The organism is Paraburkholderia unamae (assembly GCF_003268775.1).
Classification (GTDB): Bacteria; Pseudomonadota; Gammaproteobacteria; order Burkholderiales; family Burkholderiaceae; genus Paraburkholderia; species Paraburkholderia unamae.
This window is the reverse complement of sequence record NZ_QLSU01000052.1, coordinates 1-15,441: the sequence shown is the minus strand read 5'-3', so window position 1 is coordinate 15,441 and position 15,441 is coordinate 1. Positions and strand designations below refer to the sequence as shown.

The 15,441-nt window shown below is 62.5% G+C and carries 11 protein-coding genes; 3 read left to right on the top strand and 8 right to left on the bottom strand.

All coding sequences use genetic code 11. The features are described 5' to 3' along the window. Positions 1 to 93: 93 nt before the first annotated feature. From C7401_RS42790 to C7401_RS42775, 4 genes are all read right to left on the bottom strand, one after another. On the bottom strand, positions 94 to 1,218 hold the full coding sequence (locus C7401_RS42790; RefSeq protein WP_258397468.1) for a porin: 1,125 nt from the start codon (positions 1,216 to 1,218) through the stop codon (positions 94 to 96). 344 nt (positions 1,219 to 1,562) lie between these two features. Beyond that, positions 1,563 to 3,140: a fatty acid--CoA ligase gene (locus C7401_RS42785; RefSeq protein WP_112178104.1), complete on the bottom strand. Its 1,578-nt coding sequence runs from the start codon at positions 3,138 to 3,140 to the stop codon at positions 1,563 to 1,565. 52 nt (positions 3,141 to 3,192) lie between these two features. After that, complete coding sequence (locus C7401_RS42780) at positions 3,193 to 4,431, bottom strand: acyl-CoA dehydrogenase family protein (RefSeq protein WP_112178103.1); 1,239 nt, start codon at positions 4,429 to 4,431, stop codon at positions 3,193 to 3,195. Between the two features lie 8 nt (positions 4,432 to 4,439). Continuing rightward, the gene (locus C7401_RS42775) at positions 4,440 to 5,564 is read right to left on the bottom strand and encodes an acyl-CoA dehydrogenase family protein (RefSeq protein WP_112178102.1); all 1,125 of its coding nucleotides are present in this window, start codon (positions 5,562 to 5,564) and stop codon (positions 4,440 to 4,442) included. Between the two features lie 203 nt (positions 5,565 to 5,767). Here C7401_RS42775 and C7401_RS45280 point away from each other — a divergent pair, with 203 nt between their 5' ends. After that, positions 5,768 to 8,443, top strand: a complete 2,676-nt coding sequence (locus tag C7401_RS45280; RefSeq protein WP_181565829.1) for a winged helix-turn-helix domain-containing protein — start codon at positions 5,768 to 5,770, stop codon at positions 8,441 to 8,443. 24 nt (positions 8,444 to 8,467) lie between these two features. Here C7401_RS45280 and C7401_RS42765 read toward each other — a convergent pair whose 3' ends face one another. From C7401_RS42765 to C7401_RS42755, 3 genes are all read right to left on the bottom strand, one after another. Further along, on the bottom strand, positions 8,468 to 9,439 hold the full coding sequence (locus C7401_RS42765) for an NAD(P)H-dependent flavin oxidoreductase (RefSeq protein ID WP_112178133.1): 972 nt from the start codon (positions 9,437 to 9,439) through the stop codon (positions 8,468 to 8,470). 133 nt (positions 9,440 to 9,572) lie between these two features. Continuing rightward, positions 9,573 to 10,721, bottom strand: coding sequence for an acyl-CoA dehydrogenase family protein (locus C7401_RS42760; protein WP_112178100.1), 1,149 nt, complete (start codon positions 10,719 to 10,721; stop codon positions 9,573 to 9,575). 20 nt (positions 10,722 to 10,741) lie between these two features. Further along, positions 10,742 to 11,926 carry a lipid-transfer protein gene (locus tag C7401_RS42755; protein WP_112178099.1) on the bottom strand — a complete coding sequence of 395 codons (1,185 nt, stop codon included), beginning with the start codon at positions 11,924 to 11,926 and terminating at the stop codon, positions 10,742 to 10,744. A gap of 233 nt (positions 11,927 to 12,159) precedes the next feature. On the opposite strand from C7401_RS42755, the gene C7401_RS42750 reads away from it, so the two are divergent. Continuing rightward, on the top strand, positions 12,160 to 12,993 hold the full coding sequence (locus tag C7401_RS42750) for an SDR family NAD(P)-dependent oxidoreductase (RefSeq protein ID WP_112178098.1): 834 nt from the start codon (positions 12,160 to 12,162) through the stop codon (positions 12,991 to 12,993). 412 nt (positions 12,994 to 13,405) lie between these two features. Here C7401_RS42750 and C7401_RS46225 read toward each other — a convergent pair whose 3' ends face one another. Then, on the bottom strand, positions 13,406 to 13,975 hold the full coding sequence (locus C7401_RS46225) for a CGNR zinc finger domain-containing protein (RefSeq protein WP_112178097.1): 570 nt from the start codon (positions 13,973 to 13,975) through the stop codon (positions 13,406 to 13,408). Between the two features lie 72 nt (positions 13,976 to 14,047). On the opposite strand from C7401_RS46225, the gene C7401_RS42740 reads away from it, so the two are divergent. Further along, positions 14,048 to 15,226, top strand: a complete 1,179-nt coding sequence (locus C7401_RS42740; RefSeq protein WP_112178096.1) for an MFS transporter — start codon at positions 14,048 to 14,050, stop codon at positions 15,224 to 15,226. Positions 15,227 to 15,441: the final 215 nt, after the last annotated feature.

Here is a 15,441-nt window from a genome sequence, read left to right as displayed (position 1 = left end):
TGCCGGGACGCACGACACAAACGCGCGAGTGGGCGGCAGCAGACCCGAAATAGCGCCCGCAGACACCACACAGTTCACGATTGAACGCAGGTCCTAGAAGCGGTGCGTCATACCAATCACGGCCAGCGTCTGTGACGTGCCCGCCGCGGTGACACTGACACCCGGCCAGCTCATGGTTCCCGCACCGTGATTTTTCATGTAACCCACACGCATATAGAGGTTCGTGCGTTTCGAGATCGAATGATCGTAGCCGGCCTGGATACCCCAAGTGCCATCGTCCACCCCACGCACGCTGCGTTCAATCCCGGCGATTTCGAACAAGTCCGCAGACGTCGCCTGGATCGTCGCACCAGCTTCAGCGAGGTTGTATGAGCGTGATGTGCCCAGCGTTGCCGCAAGCGATCGCTCGGGTACGGCTTTGGCGCGATTGTACGAGTAGTTGGCCATGAGGTTCACGATGCCAATGCGATAAGTGAGCGCTGCGGAAAAGTGCTCTGTATCGGCCAGCGTCAGTGCGACGGGAAGGCCTGGAACGGCCTCGAATCCGGAATGCTGATACTGGTAGCCGAAACCTGCAAAGAGTCCGTAACCGCTGTACGACACCGAGAGATCGAGAATGTTGCCCATCGTCGCCACAGCTGGCTGCGTGATACTCGACGCAAACGCGTACATCGCATTCAGCTGGACACCACCGAGCACGGGCGACTGGTAGAGAATCGAATTGCTGGCTCGCCCCGCAATGTATTGCGTTGATAGCGTATTGCGGTCGACGGCCAATACTCCCGCCGCAAGCGGCGAGAGTATTTCGTTCGCGCGAAACGGATCAGAGGGATAGATAATCCGGAAGCTTGGCTCATATTGTCGACCGAACGTCAACGATCCGTACGCGTCGTGACTCAGTCCCACCCAGGCCTGTCGATAGAACATCGCCGTGGTGTCAACGAATCCCGAGCCGTTGTTGATGTTGTAGCCGTTCTCCAGCACGAACTGGGCCTTTAGCCCTCCACCAAGGTCCTCGGTCCCGCGCAGGCCGAACATCGACCCGGTGTTACCGCCGCTACGCATAGACACAGAGCCGTTGCCTCCATTGTTCAAATATTGGAGGAAACTGTCAGCTACGCCGTAGAGCGTCACGCTCGACGGATCAGCCATGGCGGCACCCGTCGCGAGTGTCAACAGCATCGCACTCACTCCGTGACAAATCGGCTTCAAACGCATGCATGTCTCCTTTCTCTCTTATGTTCCCGTCGATTGACAGGTTGGGTTGCGTTGCAGGTACTGCGTGTGAAACCGGATGGACAAATGCGAAGAATCACGACACGCGGGCCATGAGGCACTCGCTTCCAAATATATTTATCTAGTATTCCTATTTATTATTTGCCACTGAAATCCATCATCACCAGAGCGCCCCTTAGCGTACTATCGCCCCGGCGTCACTACTCTCCTGGAGCCTGCGCCACTCGATCTTACCGGTGGCGGATTTCGGGAGCGCATCGACAATGTCGATGATGCGTGGCACCTTGCAGGCTGAGATCGGCGAGTTCGTTGGTGTTCGTCCAGTCTCAGTTCACTTGACGCAAGCGCCCCGCCCAAAAGGGTTCGCGCAGGCTACGCCGCAACACCTTGCCGGAGGGATTGCGCGGCAGGGCATCGACAAAGTCGATACTCTTGGGGACCTTGAATGCGGCCACCCGTTCGCGAGTCCAGGCGAGGATGCTTTCCTCATCAGGAGCGGAACCCGCACGCAAGACGATGATCGCCTTCACAGCCTCGCCCCATTTGTCGTCGGGTACGCCGATCACCGCGACGTCGGCGACAGCGGGGTGGCCATAAATCGCGCTTTCCACCTCGGCAGGATAGACGTTCTCGCCGCCGCTGATGATCAGATCCTTGACGCGGTCGTAGATGTACAGGTAGCCGTCATTGTCCATGTAACCAGCGTCGCCGCTGCGCAGCCATCCATCGGCGTCCACGACGCGGGTGGTTTCCTCCGGCTGCTTCCAGTAGCCCGCCATGTTCTGCTGCGAGCGGATCACGACTTCGCCCACTTCGAACGTAGGCAGGCGCTTGCCGTCAGGTCCGACCACAGCAACCTCGCAACCCGGCATCGCGCGGCCGGCCGCGCGCATACGGGGCACGTCGGCCAGCGTGTGGTCTTCAGGCGGCAGCGCCACGATCGTGCCCGTGGTCTCCGTCATGCCGTACTGCTGCACAAACCCACATTTGAAGACCTCCATGCCTTCGCGCAAGAGCGCGGCGGGAATCGGCGACGAACCGTACAACATGTGTCGCAGGCGCGAGTAGTCCACTTGCCGGGCGCGCGGATCGCGCAGGACGATCTGCATGGCCGAGGGCACGAGAAAGAGCTTGCTGACGCGATCGTGTTCGATGAAGTCGAGCACCGCGTGTGGATTGAATTCGCGTGCCACTACGCCTTTGCAGCCCGACAACAGCCCCCGCACCCCCCAGCCCGAGCCGCCGATGTGCGCGACTGGCATGGCCACGAGCGAGATGTCGTCGGCGCGCCACTTCGACCAGTCGGCGCTGTCGTGCAGCGCGATCCGGGTGCCGGAGGTCAGGTTGCGATGCATGAGCATGACGCCCTTGGGCTTGCCTGTGGTGCCGGACGTATAGAGCTGCAGGACGACATCCTGCGGTTGCGGTTCATGAGCGGGCGCCACGTCCGGCTGCGCGTCGCGCCAGTCCGCATAAGCGGGCCAGCCGACCTCGCGGCCTTCCATTGCCACAACGCCACGCACCAACGGCAGTTCCGGCAACAGCCCGCGTACGAGTGCGCACGATTCGGGGCCTGCGAAGAGACGCACGGCATCGCTATACGAAAGGATGTACTGCACTTCGGGTGCCGCGAGACGCCAGCTCACCGGGACGATGACCGCGCCCATCTTGGCGGCGCCAATGAAAAGCTCGAAGTAGTGGTCGCTGTTCTTGCCGACGTACGCGATGCGATCGCCGGGCTTCACGCCGTCTTGCACCAACGCCTGGGCGACCCGGTCGCTGTGGCGATCGAACGCCTCGAAAGTCGTTTCACGGCCTTCGAACGCGTAGACGACGGTTTGCGGTCGTTCGACCGCGAAGTGGCGAACCGCGCTTGGCAGTGTCGCGAGATAGTCCGTCTGCATGAGCAGTGTCTCCTGTTGTTTTGTGCGACGCTTCCCAGTCCCGGCGAGACGCCTAGAGCCGCAGGACCTGCCGGGCGATGATGTTGCGCTGGATCTCACTCGATCCACCGTAAATCGACGCCTTGCGGTAATTGAAATACCGCGGCACGACCGGCGCGGCGTAGTCCGGCCCGAGGCGGGGACTCGCTGCGCGACCCTGAATTTCTGCCCAGGTGTCCTGCACGAAGGGCAACGCGTAGGGACCGAGCGCGTCCACTGCCAGCTCGGAGATGGCCTGTGCGGTTTCGGTGCCCATCACCTTGATCATGCTCGACGCGGCACCGATCGACGCTCCCGACGCGACGCTCGAGAACACCCGGAGTTCGGTCGCCTCCGCCGCCGCCACTCGGACGTGCATCGCAGCGAGACGTTGACGGAAAACCGGATCGTCGATGAGACGGCCGGTGCCGTCCTCGCACGGCTGGTCGGCGGCGATGGCGGCAACCTTGTCGAGCTGGCGACGCAACATCGGCGCGTAGCTGCCGCCGCGTTCGAATTCGAGCAGGTACTTGGCAATGGCCCAGCCCATGCCTTCCTCGCCAATGCGATTCTCCAAGGGGACACGCACATCGTCGAAGAAAACCTGGTTGACCTCCTGCTGGCCATCGCAAGGACCATCGAGCGTGGGTAGCGCCGACACCGTGACGCCGGGCGTGCGCATATCGAGCAGCACGAAGGTGATGCCTTCCTGCGGGCGCTCTGCCCGTGACGTGCGCACGAGGCAGAAGATCCAGTCCGCCCATTGCGCGTGAGTGGTCCAGATCTTGGAGCCGTTGAGCAGATAATGGTCGCCCTGTGCGTCGCGGCCACGCACGGCGCGCATCTGGAGCGACGCAAGGTCCGAGCCGGCGTTGGGCTCGGAATAGCCCTGGCACCACCAGTCTTCGGAGGCGAGAATGCGGGGCAAAAAGCGCGCCTTCTGTTCCGGCGTGCCGTACTTCATGATGACCGGCGCCACCATCTTGAAGCCCATCGGCGACACCGGCGGGCAGCCGGCGGCGGCCAGTTCGCTCTGGAACAGGTGGCGGCGGGTTGGCGACCAGCCGGGGCCGCCATGCTCCTGCGGCCAGTTGGGCGCGGCCCAGCCGCGCGCATGCAGCGCCTTTTGCCAGCGCACTTGTCCGGCCTTGTCGAGATAGCCGTTCTTCGATTGCGCCATCATCGCGCGCATCGGCTCGTCGAACGCTTCCGCGATCCAGTTGCGCACCTCGGCGCGAAACTGCATGTCTTCAGTCGAGTAGTTCAGGTCCATGGCAACTCTCATGCGGCAACGGGATAGCACAGGTCGGCGCAGCGGCGCAGGTGCCAGGCGGTACTGCCGAACTGCAGGTCGATAGCAGTGACGCGCTTGAAGTAGTGGCCGACCGCGGTCTCCTCGGTCACGCCCATGCCGCCGTGAATCTGCACGGCGCCCTGACCGATCCGGCGGCCGGCCTCGCCGACATGCGCCTTGGCCGTGCTGACGGCAAGCGCGCGCGTGCGGGGTTCGGCCTCCATGGACATGGCGGCCATCTGGGTCAGCGCGACCGCCTGCTCGTGCAGCATGTACATATCAGCCATACGGTGCTGCAGTGCCTGAAAGCTCCCGATGGCCTGGCCGAACTGCCGGCGCTGGCGCGCGTACTCGACCGTGTCCTCGATCATCCGCGCCGTCGCGCCCGTTGCTTCGGCGCACAGTGCCACGGCCGCCACGTCGTTCAACCGGTCGATCAACGGCATGGCCGCACCGGGCGCGCCAATCAACTGCGCCTCTTCGACGAACACCTCGTCGAGCGACACGTCCGCGGTACGGCCCCCGTCGAAGGTCGGCGATTCATGCAAGGTCACTCCGGCGGAAGCCCGCTCGATCCAGAACAACGTCGGACCGGCTTCCGTGTCGGCGCTCACGATGATGTGCGTGGCCCACGGCGCGCCGGCGACGAGCGCCTTGCGCCCACTCAGCAGAAAGCCGCCCGACACCGCGCGCGCGCGGGTTCTCACAGCCGATCCGTGGCGCGTGCCGGACTCCGCGTGAGCCCAGGCGGCGATGACGTCACCGTTAGCGATGGCGGGCAGCACGCCGGCGGCAAGCGCCTCATTGCCGTGCTGCAGTGCTTCGGTCGCGAGGATGGCTGTACCGAGATAGGGTTCGAGCACCAGATGCCTGCCGAACTGCTCCATGACGACGACGTGCTCGACCATCCCGCCGCCCAGTCCGCCGAAGCGTTCGGCAACGCCGATGCCCAACAGGCCGAGTTCGCTCGCAAATGCTTTCCAGCAATCGGCACGCCAACCCGCAGCGGAACGCGCCGCAGCCTGCCGTGAATCGAAATGGTAGTGATCGGACAGGTAGCGTGCGAGCGTATCGCGCAACATGACCTGCTCATCGCTGAATCGGAAATCCACGAGATGGCTCCGGTTGTGGACAGAATGCAGCCATTTTGTGCGCGGCAATCGCTGGAAACCACGGTCGAATGGAGTAATCCTGTCTGCCACGACGTTCGTCCGAACGATCGATCGAACGAACGAGGCCCAGCCACCCGACTACGCTTATGATCTAGGCTTCGCGGCAAGCGGCCCGCCGTTACGACAGCGCAGTCCGAGAAAGCATGCAAGCATCGCGCCCTCCTTCGGAGCACAACCGATCCCCGGTGAGAGCCAGCAAGCTGGCTCCACCCCCGTCCCTGTCGTTTCAATTGCCGCGCCAGCGGCTGCTCGATGCGCTCGGAGCCACAGGCATGCGCCTCGTTCTGCTACGTGCGCCGGGAGGTTTCGGCAAAACTACGTTGATGCAGCAGTACCACGCTGCGGAAAAGGCGTCGGGAAGACACACGCTGTGGCTAAGCCTCGATAGCTCGGACAACGACCTGCCGCGCTTCGTCGAGCATCTCGAAGCGGGAGCCGCCGGACTGCCGGACGAGGACAACGGCGACGCCGAATTCTCGGAGCGCATCGCCGCCAGTTCGCATCCCGTCGTGATTTTTCTCGACGAGTTCGAAGCCATTCACGCGCCCCCCGTGCTTGACTATGTGCGACGGCTGCTCGACCTCCTGCCCAACCATTCATTACTGGTCATCGCCTCGCGCACCATGCCTGACCTGAATCTCGGGCGGCTGCGCACAAGGGGCCAGATGCTGGAAATCGGCCCCGCCGCATTGCGTTTCTCGCTGGACGAAGCGACCGCTTTCGTGCGCGAGCAGCGACGTCTGCCCTTACAGGACGACGATATCGCCAGGCTCCACCGCAGCACCGATGGCTGGGTCGCCGCGCTATTCCTCGCGACGCTTTCGCTCGAGTCGCGCACCGACTACGCAGCCTTCGTCGCGTCGTTCTCCGGCTCGAATCGGGAACTGGCGCAATATCTTGCCGAGGACGTGCTTGCACGCCAGGACGCCGAATCGCGCGACTTCTTGTTGCGCGCAAGCGTGCTCGGTCCGCTCTGCGCCGAACTGTGCGACGCGGCACTCGGCCGCCGCGACAGCGCACGCATGCTCGAAGCGATGGAACAGGCCAACCTGTTCTTGTTTCGCGTAGACGAAGCAGGCACCTGGTATCGCTTTCACAGTCTGTTTGCAGAGTTCCTGCGAGACCGGCTCAACAAGGATTTGCCAGGCGCCGCGCCGGAACTGCACCGTGCCGCGGCCGACTGGCATATCCGCGCCGGCCACCCGGTGCAGGCTGTCGAGCATTTGCTCGAAGCCCACGCGAACGAGGAGGCGCTCGACATCATCGCGAGCTGCGTGGGCACACTGCGGGCGACTGGCCGGGTTCGCCTGCTCGCGCGCTGGTTCGATCAGATTCCCCACGCGCTCCTCGCGCGACGCCACGACCTGTTGCTCGACTACGCGTGGGCAGTCGCATTGAACCGCCGCTTCACCGATGCAACGCGTCTGCTCGAATCGCCGACCTCGGCGGGAAGCGCGCAGGCTCGAGCACTGCAACTCGTCATCCTCGCCATGACGGATGAGGTGCAGGCCTGCTGCGAGCTTGGCGAGGCCAGACTCGAACGCTTGCCGCCCGATGATTATTTCAATCGCGCTGCGGTCGCCAATGCCTATGCATGGGGACTCGCCGTCGCGATGCGGCACGACGAGGCACTGGCGATACTCGCTCGCGCCGCACAGCACGACCAGGACCACGAGGCGGGTTTCATGCTGAACGTGGGCGCCAGCATCGAAATACACATTGACCTGATGCAGGGTCAGTTAAACAACGCCCGCGCGCGCCTCGCGCTGGACGGGCGGCATGGCGTGCCACCCAGGCACGGAACCTCACCGCAGGGGAAACCGCACGCCGGGTTGGCGATGCCACTGGCGGTAGCATTGTACGAATGCGGCGAATACGAGGAGACGGCGCACCTGCTTGGCGCGGCCATGCCTTACGTCAAGAGCAGTGGCACGAACGATTCGCTCATCATCAGCCACGTGCTGACGGCGCGGCTCGCCACGATGCGCGGAGACACCGAACTTGCCCGGCGCACACTCGCCGAACTCGAAGCGCTCGGGCGTGGCGAGGGCGGGTTGCGAATCGTCTGTAGCGCATGGCTGGAGCGCGCTCGTCAGGCCACGCTCGACGGCGAATACGATGCCGCCCAGCGCGCTCTGCGCAGCGCTGGCCTGACCAGTCACTGGACCTCGCCCGAACTGTCCTATCTGGCCAACGACGTCGATGAGCCGTTCGCAGCGCGTGCGAGACTGCGCGTTGCAATGGGAGACACCGCCGGTTTGGCCGAAGAGCTGAGCACGGCCATCGAGCGATCGGAGAGCGTGCAGCGGCGCCGACGTGCCCTGAAGCTTCGCATCCTGCTTGCGATGTGCCTCAACGTCAGCAACAGCGAACAGCCCGCACTGGACGCCCTCGGCACGGCACTCGAGGTCGCGGCTCATGAGGGATTCGTTTCCACGTTCATCGAAGAAGGCGCAGGCCTGATGCGGCTCCTGAAGACCTGGTACGCACGCAATCCGACGCAGACCAGACTCGCAGCGTTCGCCGCGCGCGTGATCGGGATTGCAGGGGGACCCGATGACGCTCCCGCAGCATCGACGTCGCCGTTGACCGCCTCGCCAATGCCCACGCCGCCCGCCCTCCTGGATCCGCTAACCGGCCGCGAGATCGAAGTGCTCGAACTTCTGGCGCTCGGGCTGCGCAACAAGGTCATCGCCGACAGGCTCTTCCTTTCCGAATTCACCGTCAAATCGCACCTGCGCAACATTAACAGCAAGCTTGGCGCGACTGGGCGAACCGAAGCGGTAGCGATCGCACGCCGCCTCGGCTTGCTGCATTAGCGCGAGTTGCACGTCAACGCCGCATCAAGCGAAATAGCCGGTGGCCACGCCTAGCTGGGCACGGCATTCGGCGACCATCCGCTCGATCAGCTCCGCACACGTCGGTACGTCGTCGATCAGTCCGGCACACTGGCCAGCCGTGACGATGCCGCCGTCCGGGTCACCCGACGCTAGCGCCGCCCGCCCGCGGGCGCCCGCCACGAGGTGCCGGATGTCATCGAAACGCGCACCGCCGGGGCGGCGCTCGATTTCCACGACCTCCTCGGAAACCCGATTCCGTAAAACGCGCGCCGTATTGTTCAGCGTGCGAAAGATCAGTCGCGTGTCACGCTCGGTGGCGGCGACAATGGCTTGCTTGATGTTGCTGTGAATGGGCGCTTCGCGCGTCGCACAAAACCGTGTGCCCATATTGACGCCCTCTGCGCCCAGCGCCAGCGCAGCAGCCATGCCGCGACCGTCCGCGATACCGCCGGACGCAATTACGGGTATTTTCAGACGGCGCGCCGCAAGCGGGATCAGCACGAGTCCCGGCACGTCGTCCTCGCCGGGATGTCCCGCACATTCGAAACCGTCGATCGACACCGCATCTACGCCGTTGCGTTCAGCCGAAAGTGCATGACGCAGCGCCACGCACTTGTGAATGATCCGAACACCCGCAGCTTTCGCCTTGTCGATGAAGGCCCGGGGATTGTTGCCGGCGGTCTCGAGGATCTTCACGCCACTGTCGATAACGACGTCGAGGTAACGCTCATACGGCGGCGGATTGATCGACGGAAGAATCGTGAGGTTCACGCCGAAGGGTTGATCGGTCATGCTGCGACACCGTTCGATTTCGCGCGCGAGATCGTCGGGAGTGGGCTGGCTAAGCGCGGTGAGAATGCCGAGGCCGCCAGCATTGGAAACCGCAGCCGCCATTTCGGCGTAGCCGACCCACATCATGCCGCCCTGAATGACGGGGTAGCGAATGCCCAGCAAATCGGTGATGCGTGTGCGCATGGCGTTCATCGCCAGATGCTCCGTTCAGTTGCGGCGAGCAAAAGCCCCCCGTTGGTGCCGTGTGTCACGGATCCTTCAAGGGACTCGCCACCGCGTGATTCGAGTAAAACGACGAGCCTGCCCGTGCTCGGGCTCACAACGTCCGCGCCACCAGTTCCTTCATGATTTCGTTGGAGCCGCCGAAGATCTTGCTGACCCGGGCGTTCAGATACAGCCGCGCAATCGGGTACTCCATCATGTAGCCATAGCCGCCGTGGAGCTGAAGACACTCGTCGACGACTTCGCAGCTGCGCTGCGTGGACCACCACTTGGCCATGGCGGCGGTCTCGGGATCGAGTTCCCCGCGCAGCACCTTTTGCATGCAGTCGTCCACGAAGGTGCGCGCGATCGTTGCCACAGTCTTGCATTCGGCCAGCCGGAAACGGGTGTTCTGCAAGTCGAGCAACGATTGGCCGAACACCTTGCGATCGCGCACGTACGCGATCGTTTCCTCCAGCGCGCGTTCCATCGTGGCGAGCGCGCCGAGCGCAATGATCATGCGCTCCTGGGGCAACTGCTGCATGAGCTGCACGAATCCCTTGCCCTCCTCAGGGCCCAGCAGGTTCTCGCAAGGAACGCGCACATCGTCGAAGAACAGCTCGGCCGTGTCGTTGCCTTTCAGGCCGATCTTTTCGAGGTTGCGCCCACGGCGGAAGCCTTCGGCTTGCGCAGTCTCCAGCACCACAATCGACGTTCCCTTGCTGCCTTTTGCCGGGTCAGTCTTCGCGACGACGAGAATCAAGTCCGCAAGAATGCCGTTCGTGATGAACGTCTTCGAGCCGTTGAGCACGTAGTGATCGCCGTCGCGCACCGCGCGCATCTTGATCGCCTGGAGGTCCGATCCGGCACCCGGTTCGGACATCGCAATCGCGCCGATGAGCTCGCCACGCGCCATCTTCGGCAGCCATCGCTGCTTCTGCTCTTCCGTGGCATAGCGAAGCAGGTAATGGGCAACTATGCCGCTATGGACGTTGGTCCCGAGACTGGCCGTGCCCGCACGGGTCTGTTCCAGCGTGATAATCGCGTCGTGTGCGAACGTGCCGCCACCGCCGCCGTATTCTTCGGGGATGCTGGGACACAGCATCCCGACTTCTCCGGCTTTCAGCCAGGCCTCTCTGTCCACCTGCTGCTGCTTTGCCCATCGCTCTTCGTTCGGAACGAGTTCACGAGCGACGAACCGGCGTATGGCATCCTGGAAAATAACGAGGTCTTCGGTAATCCAGGGCGAATTGCGAGTGTCCATGGTTTTCGTACTCCGTACCTTTACTGCTTCACGTAAAGCGTGACGACGCAGGCGCCGCCAAGCCCCAGGTTGTGCTGCAGCGCGATGCGTGCGCCTTCCACCTGGCGCGCATCCGCCGTCCCGCGCAACTGCTGGGTCAATTCGTAGCATTGGGCGAGTCCCGTCGCGCCAAGCGGATGCCCCTTCGACAGCAAACCACCGGACGGATTGGTCACCACGCGACCACCGTAGGTGTTGTCGCCGTCGAGAATGAACTTCTCGGCGGTGCCTTCCGGCGTCAGCCCGAGACCCTCATACGTGATCAATTCGTTCGCGGTGAAGCAGTCGTGCAGTTCGACCACGTCGACATCCTGGGGGCCGATGCCGGCCTGCGCGTAAACCTTGGCGGCCGCGTCGACCGTCATGTCGTAGCCCACGACCTTGCGCATGTCGCCATCGTCGAACGTGCTCGCGCGGTCCGTGGTCATTGCCTGGCCGGCAATGGCCACGCTCGTATCCAGGCCGTGCCGGCGCGCGAACGCTTCGCTGCAAATCACCGCGGCCGCCGCTCCGCAGGTCGGCGGGCAGCATTGCAGCTGGGTGAGCGGGTCGAAGACGGATGGCGCCGCCATCACCTCTTCGAGCGTCACGGTATTGCGGAACACCGCCAACGGATTACGTGCAGCATGCTGGCGTGCCTTCACTGAAATGCGCGCAAACGTCTCGCGCGCAATTCCGTACTTCTGCATATAGGCACGCCCGGCGCCCCCGAAGAACTGTGCGGCACAGGGTGCGTTCGGATCGAGACCCTGCAGGCCCTCCATGACTTCGGCGTGCCGCGCCATTGGCGGCGTGCGGTCCGTATAGGCGCCCTTCAGCGCCCCGGGAGCCATCTGCTCAAAGCCGAGCGCAATGGCGCACTCGATTGCGCCGCTCTCCACAGCCTGCCGCGCCAGAAAAAGCGCGGTCGAACCCGTCGAGCAATTGTTGTTCACATTGACGACCGGAATGCCCGTCAACCCGACGCCATAGACCGCGGCCTGTCCACAGGTCGAATCGCCGTACACGTATCCCACGAAGGCCTGATCGACGAGGCGATAGTCAATGCTCGCGTCGGCAAGCGCTGCGGCGGCCGCCGCTGCCCCCATCACGTGATAGTCGTCGCTCGCCCCAGGCTTGGTGAACGGGATCATGCCGACGCCGGCGACAACAACCTTGTTACCCATGGAGATACTCCTTCGATGTGAGATATGCGGCGAGTTTGACTTGCCTTGCACGCATGGATCGACGGTCGAATGGAGCAATCTGGCGCTCGCCTGCACTGCGCCGGCCTACGGCGAACCGTTCGTTTGGACCATCTCGGAACCTCCGCTGAAATTCGATCGTTCGAACGCAGACATGGGGTCTCCCTGATCCGCACAATCATCCCGTCATCCAATGAAATTCAAGGAATCCGCGTATGAGCAAGCTTGCAGGGAAGACCGCTATCGTCACGGGGTCGGGACGCGGCATTGGCCGTGAAGTCGCACTGAAACTGGCCGCGGACGGCGCCCGCGTCGTGATCAACGACCTCGATACGGAACCAGCAAACGAAGTCGTCGAACTTATCCGGTCGCAAGGTGGCGAGGCCGTCGCCTGTGTCGGGAGCGTCACGGCGGACGACTTCGCAGCACGGCTCGTCGGCACTGCGGTCGATAACTTCAGCGGCGTTGACATAATCGTGAACAACGCTGGCTTCACCTGGGACAACGTGATCCAGAAGATGTCCGACGAACAATGGCACGCCATCATCGACTGCCATCTCACTGCGCCGTTTCGCATCCTGCGCGCCGCCTACCCGGTTATCAGCGCTGCCGCAAAAAGCGAAGCCGCCGAAGGGCGTGAGGTATTTCGCAAGATCGTTAATATCTCGTCGGGCGCCGCCGGAGGCAATCCCGGCCAGATCAATTACTCGGCCGCTAAAGCAGGCATCCTCGGCATGACAAAGACGCTCGCGAAGGAATGGGGCCGACTGAAAGTCAACGTGAATGCGGTTGCCTTTGGTCATATCGAAACGCGCCTGACCGTTCCCTTCGCCGGCGAGGAGAGTGCGACAGTCAATATCGAAGGCCGCGAGATCAAGGTTGGCATCAGCGAGGCGCTGGTCGAAAAATCGAAAAAGATGATCCCGCTCGGACGCCCCGGCACAGCGCTCGAAGCTGCGGGCCCGATCTGCTTCCTTTGCATGCCGGACTCCAACTATCTCTCGGGACAAGTTCTCTATTGCGGCGGCGGTCCCGGCGGGAACTTCTAAACGCGATGTCGCGGAAGCCGTTGTCCTGCCCATGACGACGGATTACGGGTCGGCGAATCCGGTGTTCGAACTCGCGTTCCAGTGGCTGCGCCGCTGCGACCCACGCCCGTCCATAGCGACTTCCGCAACGGCAACCTCATGGTCGGAGAGGAAGGACTGGCCGCTTTTTGCACCATAACGGCCATTGTGGCGCGCGGGGGCAAACGGCAGCTCAGGGTCGGGAGTACGCACTGCCGACTGGCCGCTTCCGGGAAGCTCAACTCCACTGGCCGCTTTCCGGCGATGAATTTGAAGAGCGGACTGACGCAACCCGACCCACAAGGGACAATCAGCGTTCCGCAAAGCGGACGTTCAATGAGGCGGTGCCGCGCGACCAAAGACCGCGCAGCAACCAGTCGTCGGCAAAAACACGTCAAGCAACGCCAGTCTTCATTGCCTCGCGAGCGCGGTATGCTGTGACCTTAGCTATGGTGCCGCACGCCCTGCCGCCAGGCCCTCCTTTTGTCATACCGCACCAGCGCTTTTTCCCGTTCCGGGTGTGATCGTAAAAGGCCCACTGGCAATCGGGACAAGTCTTTAGACGTGGCCAATCGCCGGCCGCAATGGCATTTGCGACCACCGCTACGATATAGCCCACGAAGCTCGCTTCTGACGATTCGACGACCAACTTCGTAGTGCCACCCTCCCATCGGGCTTTTACACCCAGTGCGGCACTGCTGAACCACTTGTTCAGTGCCTCGTCGCCTGAGGGTTCCCCGTCGCACGCGCTGCGCAAATCTGCGCGCAGCCGTTGTAGCCTGTCCAGCGAGTCGGCTCTCGACCTCGGTTGGCGCGGAAATTCAGTGTTCCACCTTCCGGGTGCGCGGGCCAATTCCGGCAGTGCATCTGTCGCCTTACGCGTGTCGTTTGGAATCGACCACGTATTGATGAACCGCCGCACCGCTTCAAGCTCTCCCGGCGCAGTCTGATTGTGGTCCGGCATTGCCTCTCCGTATTGCAAAAGCGCAGAGTTTACGTAACCATCAAAATACTACGATGGTTACATGAGCGCAAGATGCACGCATCGGCCAATTCGACCTTCTCGCCCGACATTCGGGCATTGTTGCGCATGCAGGGTGTGATGAATGCTTCGCACTTTATGAGTGTTCCACTGCTCGCGTTGTACATGTCGACGACGCTGCGTTTCAACTCGGTTGCGCTTGCAACCGTCATGTCGGCGAACATGCTTTCGGCACAGGCGCTACCGCTGATCGCCGGCGCGGTGGCGGACCGCTTTGGCTCCCGGCGGCTCATTGTGTTGGGGCTCTGGTTGAGGGCGGTGGGATTTCTTGGCTTCGGCTACGCAACTGACGTAACTGCATGGGTGTGCTTTGCCTTTACCGCCGGATCTGGCGTTGCATGTTACGAGGCCGGTCTGTACGGAATTCTGGCTCGCCAACCGAGAGCATCGCTTTCTGACCTGTTCGCAGCCAACAACCAAATGCTGAACATGGGAACGGCAGTCGGCCCAATAATCGGCGGACTGGCGAGTCTGATCGATGTCCGTTTTGCATTCGTTGGAAGTGCTCTTTTGTTTGGCTTGCTGGGCGCGACTGTGTTGCGGTTAACAGTCGAAGCTCTCGAAACATCGGGCCGCCGTGCCGTTTTTGCAAGCCTGCGCACGGCTGCGACTCACCGCGATTTATGGCGCTTGATCGTGGTTTCCTTTCCATGGTTCTTTCTATTCCCGCAGCTTTACGTTGCCTTTCCCCTGTATGCAGGGCGTCTTGCGGGTCCGCACGCGGCATCGGCTGTCTACGTTGTGAACGGCGTCATCGGACTGGCATTCATGCTGTCCGCGAAGCGCTGGCTTGTCCGGTTAAATCCCACGACTTCGACCGCGTATGCCTATCTGGCGGCCGCGATTGCCTTCAGCAGCGTAGCTGCGTTCAATAACCTTGCATGGTTTCTTTTGTTCGTCGCCGGATATACGGTTATTGAGACGACCATGCTTCCGGCACTGGAAACGATGACTGGCTCGCTGGCTGTTGACGGAAGTCAGGCCACATTCTTTGGCGTGTTGAGTGCCACAGGGGCACTTGCTGGCGCAGCGGGATACTACTGCGGCAGCTGGCTGATCATGAACGCAACATCGCTCGAAACGTGGACTGCGTTCGGAAGTATCGGTGGGTTAGGCTTCGCGGCGGCTGCACTGATCCTCCCGAAGACCCTTCTTCGGACTTCACCGCGATAAAGCGGCACTCAGCCCATTGTCGTCAACGATCTTGCTGCCTCGATCGAATGTCTCAAACTGGCCGACTACTGCCCCCCAGCGAGCAATCGGGGCCTGCGCGCAATGCATGCGCAGTTACCCTGTTGACGTTCACCCAGAATTGACCCACCTAGACATGTAGTTTTCATCGAATTTTGACCCACGTGATTGAATGCCCTGCTCAACCTTTGAGCAGG

Bases quoted from the DNA above. Each gene is read 5' to 3' on its own strand.
- C7401_RS42740 (WP_112178096.1), top strand. From the start codon at position 14,048: ATGCACGCATCGGCCAATTCGACCTTCTCGCCCGACATTCGGGCATTG.
- C7401_RS42780 (WP_112178103.1), bottom strand. From the start codon at position 4,431: ATGGACCTGAACTACTCGACTGAAGACATGCAGTTTCGCGCCGAGGTG.
- C7401_RS42760 (WP_112178100.1), bottom strand. From the start codon at position 10,721: ATGGACACTCGCAATTCGCCCTGGATTACCGAAGACCTCGTTATTTTC.
- C7401_RS42790 (WP_258397468.1), bottom strand. From the start codon at position 1,218: ATGCGTTTGAAGCCGATTTGTCACGGAGTGAGTGCGATGCTGTTGACA.
- C7401_RS45280 (WP_181565829.1), top strand. From the start codon at position 5,768: ATGCAAGCATCGCGCCCTCCTTCGGAGCACAACCGATCCCCGGTGAGA.
- C7401_RS46225 (WP_112178097.1), bottom strand. From the start codon at position 13,975: ATGCCGGACCACAATCAGACTGCGCCGGGAGAGCTTGAAGCGGTGCGG.
- C7401_RS42765 (WP_112178133.1), bottom strand. From the start codon at position 9,439: ATGCGCACACGCATCACCGATTTGCTGGGCATTCGCTACCCCGTCATT.
- C7401_RS42755 (WP_112178099.1), bottom strand. From the start codon at position 11,926: ATGGGTAACAAGGTTGTTGTCGCCGGCGTCGGCATGATCCCGTTCACC.
- C7401_RS42785 (WP_112178104.1), bottom strand. From the start codon at position 3,140: ATGCAGACGGACTATCTCGCGACACTGCCAAGCGCGGTTCGCCACTTC.
- C7401_RS42750 (WP_112178098.1), top strand. From the start codon at position 12,160: ATGAGCAAGCTTGCAGGGAAGACCGCTATCGTCACGGGGTCGGGACGC.